This is a genomic window from Runella sp. (assembly GCF_027484545.1).
Taxonomy (GTDB): domain Bacteria; phylum Bacteroidota; class Bacteroidia; order Cytophagales; family Spirosomataceae; genus Runella.
The window spans coordinates 56,606-68,815 of the sequence record NZ_JAIXST010000212.1; the positions used below are offsets into that span (position 1 = coordinate 56,606).

Sequence of the window (12,210 nt, forward strand, 5' to 3'; positions counted from 1 at the left end):
TAGCGGCCAGATTAATTAGCGAATTAGTGAATGAATGGATGAGCGAATAAACATTCACTCATTTACTAATGAATTCATTCACTCATTCATGGAAAAAACCGAGCGCGAATATCGGAGTGTTATCACTCGATGCAAAGATATTTTTACGAAAAAAAACCAAGACTATGGTCCGTCGTGGCGAATCCTGCGACTTCCTTCCATTACTGATCAAATTTTTATTAAAGCACAACGCATCAGGACGCTTCAGGAAAATGGTTTTTCGAAAGTGGACGAAGGAGAAGCTCCGGAGTTTATGGGTATCATTAATTATTGCGTAATGGCCTTGATTCAGATTCAGTTAGGGGATGATAAACGTACAGATTTGACAGCAGAGGCACTTACCGAATTGTACGATGTACAGATGAATGAAGTCTATGAATTGCTGTTTAATAAAAACCACGATTACGCTGAAGCTTGGCGCGATATGCGCGTAAGCAGCATGACGGATATTATTTTGATGAAGTTGTTTCGTATCAAACAAATTGAAGACAATGCGGGCAAAACCCTTATTTCGGAAGGCGTAAAGTCGGGGTATCAGGACATTATTAACTATTCAGTCTTTTGTTTGATAAAACTTGGATTGGCAGCTTAACTTTTCATTAACAAGTTATTTGGCTTGATTTTTGAAAATTGCGTTGTAAATTAACCCTTAGAATAACAGAAAAATAACGAACCTAATAATTGAATGAAAATTTTAGCCCACATTGTTCGCTTCTTGGTTGGAGGCATTTTTATTTTTTCGGGATTGGTCAAACTCAATGACCCCGTTGGAACCCAAATAAAATTAGAAGAATATTTCGAGGTATTCGCGGCTGATATGCCCGTCATGCACGATTTTTGGATGTCATTAGTGCCTTTTGCCTTGTATTTTTCGGTATTGATGTGTGCGGCTGAGGTGATTTTAGGCGTGGCGTTGATTGTCTCTTGGCGATTGAAACAGGTGAGTTGGGTGTTATTGTTACTCGTTGTTTTCTTTACGTTTTTGACGTTCTATTCAGCTTACTACAATAAAGTGACCGATTGCGGCTGCTTCGGCGACTTCCTGAAATTGAAGCCCTGGACCTCTTTCACCAAAGACATTGTCCTGCTGGTGCTGATTTTATTTATTATTTGGCAGCGTAAAGTTTTTCGGAATCTTCGCACTGGTTCGTTGGTAGCTTTCTCGGCTATTTTCTCGGTGGCATTGGCTTTTTATGCGATTCGTTATTTGCCGCCAATTGATTTTCTGCCTTATAAAATCGGCAATAACATTCCTCAACTGATGCAGCCTTCGGAGCCGTTGCGCTACAAGTACATCATGGAAAAAGATGGGAAAACGGAAGAATTTGAGAAATTTCCATCCGATACGACCTATAAGTACAAAGAAATGGTACTTATCAATGAAAACGCTAAGCCCAAGATTACGGATTATAAAGTGTGGAACAATGACGGTGATTTTACACAAGAGACTTTCAAGGGTAAAAAACTCATTATTATCATTAAAAACGGAACGGACCTCAACGGCGCAAGTTTAGCCGAAATTCGTTCTCTGATCAATTCAGTAAAAGGCAGTGGAGTTGAACCGTTGATTTTAACATCCGACAGCGATGCTGAAATTCAGGAAATTCGGAAGGCGTATTTATTGGATGTGCCTTACTATTTTGCCGATGGTACCGTATTGAAAACTATTTCCCGTTCTAATCCGGGCATTTGGCTGCTGGAAGATGGAACGGTAAAAGGCAAATGGCATTACAATACAACGCCTGATAAAGAGAACGTTTTGAGTAAATTGTAAAATTAGGAGCGAGAAGTTAGGAGTCAGTAGCGAGGTGTCAGGAGATATTCTCCCCACTATTGACTCCTCACTACTGACTACTGACTTCTATGAAAAATATATTCTTAATTGGTCTTCCTTCTTCGGGCAAAACTACGCTGGGCAAACAACTCGCGCGGCACATTCGGTATCGTTTTGTGGATACAGATGTACTGATTGTCAAAGAAGAAGACATGAGTATCAACGAGATTTTTAAGACAAAAGGAGAGGCTTATTTTCGAGAAGCAGAAGCGAGGGTTTTACGCGCCATCCGCCCTGATTCTAAGTTGATTGTGGCAACGGGCGGTGGAATGCCCTGTTTCCATGGAAATATGGAGTATATAAAAGCCAATGGAATCAGTGTTTTTTTGAACGTAAGACCCGAACAAATCGTAGAGCGTATGCTGCGTCATGAGACCAATGACCGACCCTTATACCAAAAAAACGACCATCAACTTCTTTCAAATCTGCAACAAAAACATAAGGAGAGGTTACCGATTTATAGCCAAGCTGATTGGGTATTGGAAGGGGAAGATATTCATATTCGACAATTGATTGAAGTATTACAAGAGGCGATGGAGTAGCTTTTACATTAGGATTTGTAATTTCTTCTAGAAGATGGTTTCTTTGCCATTTAGTTATAAAAAAGCTCATTCTACCCATACACTAATGAATTACGAAAGAATTTACGAATACCGCTTCAAGCAAGTTGCGCACGAAAAGAAAAAAGTCATTTGGACGATTATCGCCGAATACTTCTATACCAAACTGGGGAAACCCCAGCGAATTCTGGATTCGGCAGGCGGTATGTGTGAATTTATCAATGCCGTTCCCTCTCCCGAAAAATGGACGGTGGACATTGTTGAAGCTATTAAAAACTACGCTTCTCCCGAAGTCAATCTCATTATTGGGGATATTTTGAAAGTTGATTTACCTGAAAATTACTTTGATGCAGTCTTTATTTCCAACTTCCTCGAACACCTTCACAGTCAGGAAGAAGTCGCTTTTTTTCTGGAAAGAATGTATAAATGCTTGAAACCGGGCGGTAAAATTGGTATCATTGGCCCCAACTTCAAATACTGTTACAAGCAATATTTTGATTTTGCCGATCACACCGTCGTATTGTCGGAGTTAGGAGTCGAAGAACATTTGTTTGGAGCTGGGTTTAAAATCAGTGAATCACATGCCCGTTTTCTGCCGCTGTCTTTTAGAGGCGGTCTTCCTGTTCACCCATTATTGGTAAAACTGTACTTGGCAATGCCCTTTACGTGGTGGGTATTAGGTAAACAGTTTTTGATTGTGGGAGAGAAATAATCGTATTTTATGTCAACACTTACTGTTTTTTATGTCAAACTAGTATTGGTGATAGCCTCATCAATAGTGGTTTGGTTAGGAGCGCGTGCCGATTCGTTTTGGAAAAAATTAGAAGAAAATCAACGAGGCGCAGCAGTCATTGGAATTGGATTGTTAGTTTGTCGGCTACTGCCCTTCATTGCTATTTATTTGGTGCTTCATCAAACACCGCGCGGTGATGTTCCTTTCTTTTGGGGAAAAGCAACTGTAGCTTACAAATGGGGTTTGGTCTATCGGGATTTTGCTTCTTACCATGCTCCCCTGTTTTCTTACATTATTACCCTGCCGCTTCTGTTGTGGTACAGTTCCAAAGCCATCGTATTGCTGATGGTTTTGATTGAGGCTGCGATTGTTTGGGGAACCTATCGTACTTACCGAACTATAAAAACAGATACGCTTAAATCAGTTGTGTTGTATTTAGTTTTGTCAGGACCTATGATCATGGTGATCCTTGGCGGACAGGAAGATATTTGGCTGTGGGGCATAGCAGTGTGGATGTTGTATTATTATCGTCGTACCAAAGATGATGGTTTGGGATTAGGAACGCGTTTTTCGGTGGGGTTGCTTACCATTAAAGTTACGTTTGGATTTTGGCTTTTTCCCCTGTGGTTTTTGCTCAAAAAACAAGGAATGTTTCTCTTGGGAATGATTGTTGTAGGCGTTCCTTCGCTGGTACTTTTATACGCAGTAATGGGATTGGATTTTTTGATGCCATTACAAATGACGGCTAATCTCCTGACTCCTAATCTTTTTACGGTTTTTCGCCCGCTTATTACCGCCATCTCTGGACATGGACCTGATTTGGCCTTTTTTAGCTGGGCAGGGTTGGCGCTTACCCTTTCTGTAGCTACTTGGATAACGTATCAGGCTCGAAATAAATCATTAAGTCAAGGCTTGCCTTTGGCGTTTTTGGCTACGTATGTTGCCATGACCATTTTCCAGTCTTCGTCGGTGGGTTACTATGCTTTTACGTATATGTTGCCTTTGATTTTGGAATTAGTTGATTGGAAAAATCGTCGAGATGTGGCCATTTTGTTATTTTTTAATGCGTTACTTGTGGTACAGCCTTTCCTGTTTACTCACTTAGGTAATCCTACTTACGATGATATTTCGTTAATCTCCAATCCTTTATTTTTATTGGAATATACCTTACAGATTTTAAATGTCGCTTGTTTTGGGTGGTATTTGTTGAAAGTATATCAGAAAGCCACCACGCACTAATCCTCCGCCAGAGCATGTTTGTTATTGTTGCCAAGACCATTATCTCCCTGATTTGTGCAGGTTTAGTCATTGCGATATTGGTTTATCGTCAGGTCATTGAGAAATGGTTGGCGCAGTACAACGAACGTTTGGTATTGGCAGGAGCTTGGTCGATTACACGTTTGCTTCCTTTTCTTCTGATATTCGTTGTTTTAGACTTTACTCCGTTTTCCGATTTAGACGGTTTTTTTGGACAGGCCCGCGAAGCGGTACAACTTAAAATGGTGTATCGGGATTTCCACTGTATGTATTCTCCCGTTTTTCCGTACCTCAATGCGCTGGCACTTTGGTTTTGGATGGACAAAAAAGCCATTATTCTACTGATGATTTTAATGGAAGGCCTGGCGCTTTGGACTACTAACCATTTTTATGAAAAACAACTGTCAAAACCCGAACGACTTTATCGAAGCCTGATTTATTTGTTGTCGCCGGGTTCTTTGGTTTTTTGTGTGTTGGGAGGGCAGGAAGACGAATGGATGTGGTTGATGTTGGTGGGGGCTTATTTGGTATGGCAACGTACCCAGCGCGTTGAATGGTTTGGAGCAGGGCTGGTGGTTGGATTTATGTTTACCAAAGCTGTGTTTATTTTAGTAGGTCCTGCGTTGTTATTGTTAGTGCCTAAACCCATCAGATGGATCGGGTCAGCGGCAATAGTTGGTTTAATTTGCTTAGCTATTTTAATTCATTACACCGAGTGGCTTTGGTTGGATCAGCCATTGCACGAAGCTGCCACGCTCCGCGCTCCTAATTGGCTGTCAGTTCTTAATCCTTTGACTTTTAATGTATTGAATGCAGGAGCCAAAGGTTGGAATTGGATTGGGTTGCTTGCTACGATGGGCGGTGGCACATGGTTGGCCTATCAAGTTCGTCATTTAGATTTTCCTCGTGCTTTTTCGGCGGTATTCGTTGTGATTTTTGCTACGATGATGGTAGCTCAACAGAGTGCTTACAGTAATTATATTTTCATTTTTTTGCTTCCTCTTACATTTGTTTGGATTGATTTTAGAAATCGGAAAGAAGTGAGTTGGTTTCTGGTTTTTAACGTACTTTCGGTCGTCCACCCTTCCCTTTGGTGGCGACTCAAAAGCCCCTATTATGAATCACCTGCCGCTATTTTGGCGCAGCCAATTTATGGATTAGACTATGCTTTGCAGGTGGGGGTTGTTATCTGCACCGTCTATTTTCTTCGGTTTGTGTGGAAGAAGGCATTGGTTTTTTAAGTACCTTTGCGGCTGGAAACACAAGCAAGTTCTTTTCCTTGCTGCTTATTTGTACAAACTCTCAGGACTGAATGTTAAGTCGAAGACATCTCCGTATAAAGGTTTTACAGAGCCTTTATGCCCTTCAAGCTGCCCGTGAGGCAGATTATCAATTGGCCATAGATTTCATTACGGAGTCGTTTAAGCCCAATCTCAACACCATGACTCCGCAAGACCCCGTCAAGCTGGAGGGAATGCGAAAAATCACTACACTTTTATTGGATGAACACCATCGGAAAGGTGAAATCTCCAACGATGAAGATGCCCCTACGGAGGCCATTGTTACCGCAAAAAATGCCCTCAAATACTACTTAGACCTATTTCGGAAAGATAAGCAGCGCATTGCGAAGCAATTAACGCCCGAAGTAGAAGCTATTCACAATACGTATTTGCTGTTGTTACAACTTTTTATTGAGTTCGGAAGCTTTTCGCAAGCCGAACGCGAACGCCAATACGATGACCCTGACAATAATCCTATTGCCAAAGCGGCGGGTTTTGACACTAATCGTGTTGTGATTGCGTTGACAGAAAGCAAGGGCCTGCAAAATGAATTTATTCGTAAAGGAATTATGTGGGGAAATGAAGTGAACGGTTTGATTCGTAAGTTGTTTCGCGATGTGTTCCGCCAAGACGAGGCTTATCGGGCGTATTGTGCTCAGAAAGAGCATACGGTCGAAGAAGATCAGCAACTGATGCAACATGCGCTTCGGGAAGTGATTTTGAAGAACGAGGAAGTCATCAGTTTCTTTGAATTAAAAGATTTGTATTGGAGCGAGAATGGCGATTTGGCCCGTAAAATGGTGAGTAAAACACTGAAATCCGCTACCGAGCCTGATGGTGTATTGCTGGTACCCCTTACCGACGATTGGGAGGAAGATCGTTATTTTATGGAGGAACTGTTTGAACAAACAGTGACTTACAATGACGAGTACGAAGGTTATATTGCAGAACCCCTTAAAAACTGGGATGTAGAGCGACTTTCGGCCATGGATTATCTGATTCTGAAAATGAGCGTTTCGGAAATGATTAACTTTCCAGGAATTCCCGTAAAAGTGACAATAAATGAAGCAATTGAAATCGCTAAAGAATATAGTACGCCAAAAAGTGGTAAATTTGTGAACGGAATTTTAGATACTCTCTCTAAAAATCTCATCAAAGAAGGTAAAATTCGGAAAAGTGGGAGAGGACTGTTGGACAATAAATAATAAAACAATGAACAATTCAGCAAGAACGTTAATCGCTTTTTTGGCGGGAGTAGCCACGGGAGCAGCAGTAGGGATTTTGTACGCGCCTGCCGAAGGGCAAGTGACCCGTGACAAACTCTCTTATCGACTTTCCAAGTACCGCGACCAATTACAGGCACTTATTTCAGACTTATTGGAAGGGAAAGATTTGCCCGAAAGCATGGCAAAATCAGAAGGCCAAAAAGTAGTAACGGATGCCCGTGAAAAAGCCGAACGTTTGCTCGAAGATGTAGATCGTTTGATGGCACAAATCAAAGGACAGTCTGCTTAGTCGTTGTTAAGTTTGGGGTTTTGAGTTTATGGTTTATTACCCAAATAATATAACATTTAACTATTTCACTTGCAAATGAAACGTTTGTTTTTTTTAGTGTTGCCTTTATTGGGATTGTTTGCCTGCGGAAGCAATCAGGACAAGTCGGCTACGAGCAGCTTGGAAGATAAACTTCCCAAAATTGAGTTTAAGGAAGATATTAAAAACTTCGATTTTGGAACAATTACAGCTGGTCAGCAGGTAGAACATACCTTTAAGTTTAAAAATGGAGGCGATTTTCCGTTGATTATCAACAATGTAAGTGCTTCCTGCGGCTGTACTATTCCGCAATGGCCTCATGAACCCATCGGGCCGGGTGAAGAAGCTGCGATTCAAGTCCGTTTTAACAGTAAAGGCAAAGAAGGGCACCAGTTTAAAACGGTTACTATATTTGCCAATACCAATCCCGCTACCAGCGACATTCAATTTAAAGCGGAAGTATTGCCTGCCAAAGATTCGACAAGTGTTCAGTGAGTAGAAACGGGGCCGCCCGTGCGGTGTAAAGTATAGAGTTAAAAGTTTGAAGCCGTTGTTTGTGTCCTCACAAACAACCAAAAGCAAATTCTAATAAATAAAATCTAAAATTGAGATTAACCGTTAAAATCAAACCTTCCTAATGAAAAGTATTCTTTTACAGGCAACAAGCGGCCAAACTTCCATGATTTACCAACTTCTTTTGTGGGCAGGTATTATCGGAGTTTTCTACTTTTTTATGATTCGTCCTCAGCAGAAAAAACAGAAGGACCAAAAGAAATTTTTGGAAGAACTGAAAAAAGGGGATGAAGTAGTGACAATCGGCGGTCTTCATGCTACCGTTGTATCGGTCTATGAATCAACCGTTACTGTGGACGTAGATGGCAAAGGTACAAAATTGAAGTTCGAGAAATCTTCCATTTCTCGCAGGGCAACAACTCCTACTACTTAGAAATCAGCAGTGGCACAATTACCTCTTACTTCACAGCCTTCCCGTAGCCGCATCATGATTTTTAGCTTGATTGCGGCTACGGTAATATGGCTTTTTAATGAATTGAACAAAGGGGGCTATACCCTTCAGGTTCGATATCCAATTAACCTGACCTACAACGATTCGCTTTATATCCCTATTACTCCGCTTCCTAAAACTGTCAGTGCTGTACTTACGGGAAGTGGCTGGACATTACTTCGTAAATCACTCCCTTTTACGACACCGCCGGTTTCTTACCCTCTTAACAACCCATTGGCTGTTAGTACGTTAAATACGACAGCATTGGCTTCTATCATGAGCGAGCAGGTCAAAGACGTTCGTATTTCTCACGTCGTGTTGGATAATACACATGTTGATTTTGAGGAACGTGTGGTAAAAACTTCATTATTAAAAATAGATAGTTTGAGGTTAAATCTTTCTCCCAAATTTGTGGTTTCGAGTATCATTAATCTGCGTCCCAACAGTGTTACATTTGATGGGCCGGCTTCCTTAGTAAGTGACATTGCCGACACGATTATGGTTCGGGTGCCTGCTAAAAAAATTCGGGGTAATTATGACGAAGAACTTCCCATTCGTTATCCCCAATCTCCACTTCTGAAAGCAAGTGCTGAACGGGTTTTTGTAAGTTTTGAAGTAGCCGAATACTTTGGAAGTATAGTTCCGACTGTAGAGAAAGAGAAAACAGTTGAACCTAAGAAAAAGGAAACACCTGTCAAACAAAAGCCAAAGCGAAAACGGAAGAGTTCAAAGTAGGCAATTTATAGTCCAGAGTGAGCCTTACAATATTGTGACCCTAAACGGCAAACAGTAAACTCAAAAACTGCAAACTGATCATGTCTCTCCAAATCGGTATAACGGGTGGTATTGGCTCAGGAAAAAGCTTGGTTTGTCGAATTTTTTCGGCATTGGGAGTCCCCGTCTATTCAGCTGACGACCGTGCCAAATGGTTACTTAATCACGATGAAAAATTAAAAAAAACGGTTGAGGCTTTATTAGGCGCAGAAGCATATTTGCCCGATGGAAGCTACAACCGCCCCTGGGTAGCCGGTAAAGTTTTTAATAATCCTATCCTACTTCGAGAGTTAAATGCCATTGTTCATCCGCGCGTAGGAGAAGATACCCAAGCTTGGCTTAAGCGCCATAAAAAAGCCCGTTATGTGGTAAAAGAGGCGTCTATCATGGCCAAAGCAGGCCAGAATAATTCGCTTGATAAAGTAGTAGTGGTTCATTCCCCGATTGACTTGCGGGTTGCGCGGGTCATGCAACGCGACCCCCAACGTTCTGCGACCGAAATTCAGGATATTATTGCCCGGCAAGTGTCTGATGAAGAGCGTCTTAAAATCGCTGATTATGTGATTTATAATGACGATAGCCAATTGCTTATTCCGCAAGTGTGGCAGTTGCATCAGCTTTTTAGCAAGCGCTGATTTTTCTCAATCTTCACGAATATCAAAGGCTACCGTTTTCACCCTCTTAGTCACCGTTCCATCGGGTAATCTTTCTTCCAAAATTAAAGATTGAGCCGCGTCCAGTTCAAACACTTCCTGCATAGTACGAATAGAAGCGGCAGGCACGCTCATGGATTCTAACTGTTGGAGTAAGTCGGCAGCATCAAACTTACTGATCTGCTGACTAAGAAGTTGGTTTAAAGCTATTCGATTTTTGACCCGTACTCCATTAGAAGAAAAAAGATAGTTATCTACTAAATTGTCTATTTCCAGTACGCTACACAAATTGCTGAATTGTTTTTCAGTGCCTACAGCCAACAAAATAGCTTTTCCATCCCGGCATTCGTAAATATCTCCGTAGGGGGCAATGTTTGGATGCTGTGTGCCCATCCGTTGTGGAATGTAACCTGCCATAAGCCAATTGGTTGCCTGATTGACCAACGAAGCCACGGCTGATTCGAACAACGAAGTGGAAACATAAGAACCTTGTCCCGTTTGCATACGTCGCAACAAAGCCAATAAAATTCCTTCTTTCAATTGATGCGCGGCCAACACGTCAATCAAGGCCACGGGCATTTTTACGGGAGGACCGTCGGCTTCTCCGTTCATGTACATAAATCCCGCTTCGGCTTGAAGTACTACGTCAAACGCCGGACGTTTACTGTTTTCATCGAAGGCATTGAGTTGGGCGAAAATTAATTTCGGATTAGATTCACTCAATGTTTTGTAATCCATACCCAACCGTTCCGCTACTTTTGTTTGATAATTACTGATGACAATATCTGCATCGGTAAGCAATTGATACGCCTGTGCTCGGTCGGAAGTGTCTTCTAAATCAAGCAAATAGCTTTGTTTGCCCCAATTAACGCTTGCATAGTAAGCAGAGTAAGAGGAATCGGCGGCTTCGGAGGGAAGTTTCCAGGAGCGGGTCATGTCGCCGTTGGTTTTTTTATTCTCAATCTTAATGACCTCGGCACCCAATTCGGCAAAAAACATCCCGACGGCCGGGCCTGCTAAAACGCTTGCAAGCTCGACTACTTTGAGTTGTCCTTTAAAAAATGATTCTGTCATAATCAAATAGCTGCATAAAAACGGCTAATTTTACAGCGGTCAAAATTACTATCAATTATGAATGAAGGTTATAATCCCGAAGAAATTAAATTGTTACGGGAAGAGTGCCAAGAAGAAGGAACAAGCTTTATCCATTGCGACGATGAAGACGTAGCTGCCGGTGCATCGGACAATGGAGAATTGGCACACGTACAATTTATTGGCAACTATAAAGGCCAAGAGGTCATTTATGACGCCATTATATACACGTTGCGTTTACATCACAGTAGTTTAGTCTACGAAAAAGCCGTAGAGCAAGCTCAGAAGGTGTATCCTAACTACTTACCCTTGGATGAACGCGGCCCTAATTACGTAATTACTCCTGAAATGGAAGAGGAAGCCGAAGAATTGATTACTGAACTCATCGAATCCATTGAAGACGATGAGGAAGTGAAAGTAAAAGAGCATTTGGAGATTGAACCTGATTTTGAATACGGCGTAGGTTTAGATGCCTGTTTGAATGTAGAAGCCATTACGTATGAAATAGTAACAAAATTTATTGAAGATTTCAACAACGGTCGTTTGAAATTGGATACAACGCTCTATTCATTCAGCAGTGCCGAAGAAGATGAGGATTAGTTGAAAATTTACTGTTTATAGTTTACCGTTATTTATGAAAGGGCGCAAGGTGTTTATCTCTCGCCCTTTTGTTTGTTACTCCTCACTTCTTACTCCGCTCGTTTGGCAAACGCTAAATAGGCACCCAAACCGAGCATCATCAAGCCGGTAATTTTATTTTGAATGCGCGAAAAGTGAGGGAGTTGGTTTAAGTAATTTCCTGCTTTTCCAAACAATACAGCTACCAATACATTTACGAGCGTTCCTGAAAGATTAAACCAAGCTCCCAACCCTAACACCTGCCACTTAAAATCTTCGGATTGCGTATCGGCAAATTGGGGCAGGAAGGCTAAAAAAAACAAGGCTACTTTGGGGTTCAGGACGTTGGTATATACTCCCTGCCAAAAGATTTTTTTCAGTGGCGTTGATTCAAGTTTGGCTTGGGTTGACATTTTGTCTTTGCTTACTAATGAGGTAATTCCCAAATAGCACAGATACCCGACCCCCAGAAATTTAATGACATTGAACGCCACGGCAGATTTTGAAATCAGCACAGAAAGCCCCACGACTGCGGCAATAGTATGCACCAAACAGCCCCCCGCAATTCCTAAAGCGGACACAATTCCTGCTTTGGTACCTTGCGTAGTGCTGCGTGTTGCCACGTAAATCATGTCAGCTCCCGGCGTAAGATTGAGCATTAGTGTGGCAAAAGCAAAAAGGAGAAAGTCGTTGATATTCATAGGAATCTTTTAATTTGTAATCATTAGTTGTGGTTTTTTGCTTTGATTATCAGGGTTTTGCTATTAAATTATTTTGCAAAAGGTGTAAGAAATCATCGTCTGAGCTAAGGATGCGTTGTATAGCTATAAAGCC

The 12,210-nt window shown here is 41.6% G+C and carries 15 protein-coding genes; 13 read left to right on the forward strand and 2 right to left on the reverse strand.

Annotated elements, in window-relative coordinates:
* Positions 1-88: 88 nt before the first annotated feature.
* From Q0081_RS19855 to coaE, 12 genes are all read left to right on the forward strand, one after another.
* Positions 89-631 (forward strand): DUF1599 domain-containing protein, encoded by a 543-nt coding sequence (locus Q0081_RS19855; protein WP_298357397.1) that lies wholly within the window; start codon positions 89-91, stop codon positions 629-631.
* Between the two features lie 93 nt (positions 632-724).
* Positions 725-1,813, forward strand: coding sequence for a BT_3928 family protein (locus Q0081_RS19860; RefSeq protein ID WP_298357400.1), 1,089 nt, complete (start codon positions 725-727; stop codon positions 1,811-1,813).
* Positions 1,814-1,902: 89 nt separating this feature from the next.
* Complete coding sequence (locus Q0081_RS19865; protein ID WP_298357404.1) at positions 1,903-2,415, forward strand: shikimate kinase; 513 nt, start codon at positions 1,903-1,905, stop codon at positions 2,413-2,415.
* A gap of 85 nt (positions 2,416-2,500) precedes the next feature.
* A complete protein-coding gene (locus Q0081_RS19870; protein ID WP_298357407.1) occupies positions 2,501-3,145 on the forward strand; it encodes a bifunctional 2-polyprenyl-6-hydroxyphenol methylase/3-demethylubiquinol 3-O-methyltransferase UbiG in 645 nt (214 codons plus the stop codon).
* A 48-nt stretch (positions 3,146-3,193) separates the two neighbouring features.
* Positions 3,194-4,405 (forward strand): hypothetical protein, encoded by a 1,212-nt coding sequence (locus Q0081_RS19875; RefSeq protein ID WP_298357410.1) that lies wholly within the window; start codon positions 3,194-3,196, stop codon positions 4,403-4,405.
* Between the two features lie 14 nt (positions 4,406-4,419).
* Entirely contained in the window at positions 4,420-5,664 is a 1,245-nt protein-coding gene (locus Q0081_RS19880; RefSeq protein ID WP_298357412.1) for a hypothetical protein, read from the forward strand.
* A 71-nt stretch (positions 5,665-5,735) separates the two neighbouring features.
* Positions 5,736-6,908: a transcription antitermination factor NusB gene (gene nusB, locus Q0081_RS19885; RefSeq protein WP_298357415.1), complete on the forward strand. Its 1,173-nt coding sequence runs from the start codon at positions 5,736-5,738 to the stop codon at positions 6,906-6,908.
* A gap of 7 nt (positions 6,909-6,915) precedes the next feature.
* On the forward strand, positions 6,916-7,218 hold the full coding sequence (locus Q0081_RS19890) for a YtxH domain-containing protein (RefSeq protein ID WP_298357418.1): 303 nt from the start codon (positions 6,916-6,918) through the stop codon (positions 7,216-7,218).
* Between the two features lie 75 nt (positions 7,219-7,293).
* A complete protein-coding gene (locus Q0081_RS19895; RefSeq protein ID WP_298357421.1) occupies positions 7,294-7,731 on the forward strand; it encodes a DUF1573 domain-containing protein in 438 nt (145 codons plus the stop codon).
* Positions 7,732-7,873: 142 nt separating this feature from the next.
* Complete coding sequence (gene yajC, locus Q0081_RS19900) at positions 7,874-8,182, forward strand: preprotein translocase subunit YajC (protein WP_298357424.1); 309 nt, start codon at positions 7,874-7,876, stop codon at positions 8,180-8,182.
* A gap of 9 nt (positions 8,183-8,191) precedes the next feature.
* Entirely contained in the window at positions 8,192-8,974 is a 783-nt protein-coding gene (locus tag Q0081_RS19905) for a hypothetical protein (RefSeq protein WP_298357427.1), read from the forward strand.
* An 80-nt stretch (positions 8,975-9,054) separates the two neighbouring features.
* Positions 9,055-9,648: a dephospho-CoA kinase gene (gene coaE / locus Q0081_RS19910; RefSeq protein ID WP_298357430.1), complete on the forward strand. Its 594-nt coding sequence runs from the start codon at positions 9,055-9,057 to the stop codon at positions 9,646-9,648.
* A gap of 6 nt (positions 9,649-9,654) precedes the next feature.
* On the opposite strand, the gene Q0081_RS19915 is transcribed toward coaE, so the two are convergent.
* On the reverse strand, positions 9,655-10,740 hold the full coding sequence (locus Q0081_RS19915; protein ID WP_298357433.1) for a CaiB/BaiF CoA-transferase family protein: 1,086 nt from the start codon (positions 10,738-10,740) through the stop codon (positions 9,655-9,657).
* Positions 10,741-10,797: 57 nt separating this feature from the next.
* On the opposite strand from Q0081_RS19915, the gene Q0081_RS19920 reads away from it, so the two are divergent.
* Complete coding sequence (locus tag Q0081_RS19920; protein ID WP_298357436.1) at positions 10,798-11,358, forward strand: hypothetical protein; 561 nt, start codon at positions 10,798-10,800, stop codon at positions 11,356-11,358.
* An 89-nt stretch (positions 11,359-11,447) separates the two neighbouring features.
* On the opposite strand, the gene Q0081_RS19925 is transcribed toward Q0081_RS19920, so the two are convergent.
* Entirely contained in the window at positions 11,448-12,077 is a 630-nt protein-coding gene (locus tag Q0081_RS19925) for a LysE family translocator (protein ID WP_298357439.1), read from the reverse strand.
* Positions 12,078-12,210 lie beyond the last annotated feature (133 nt).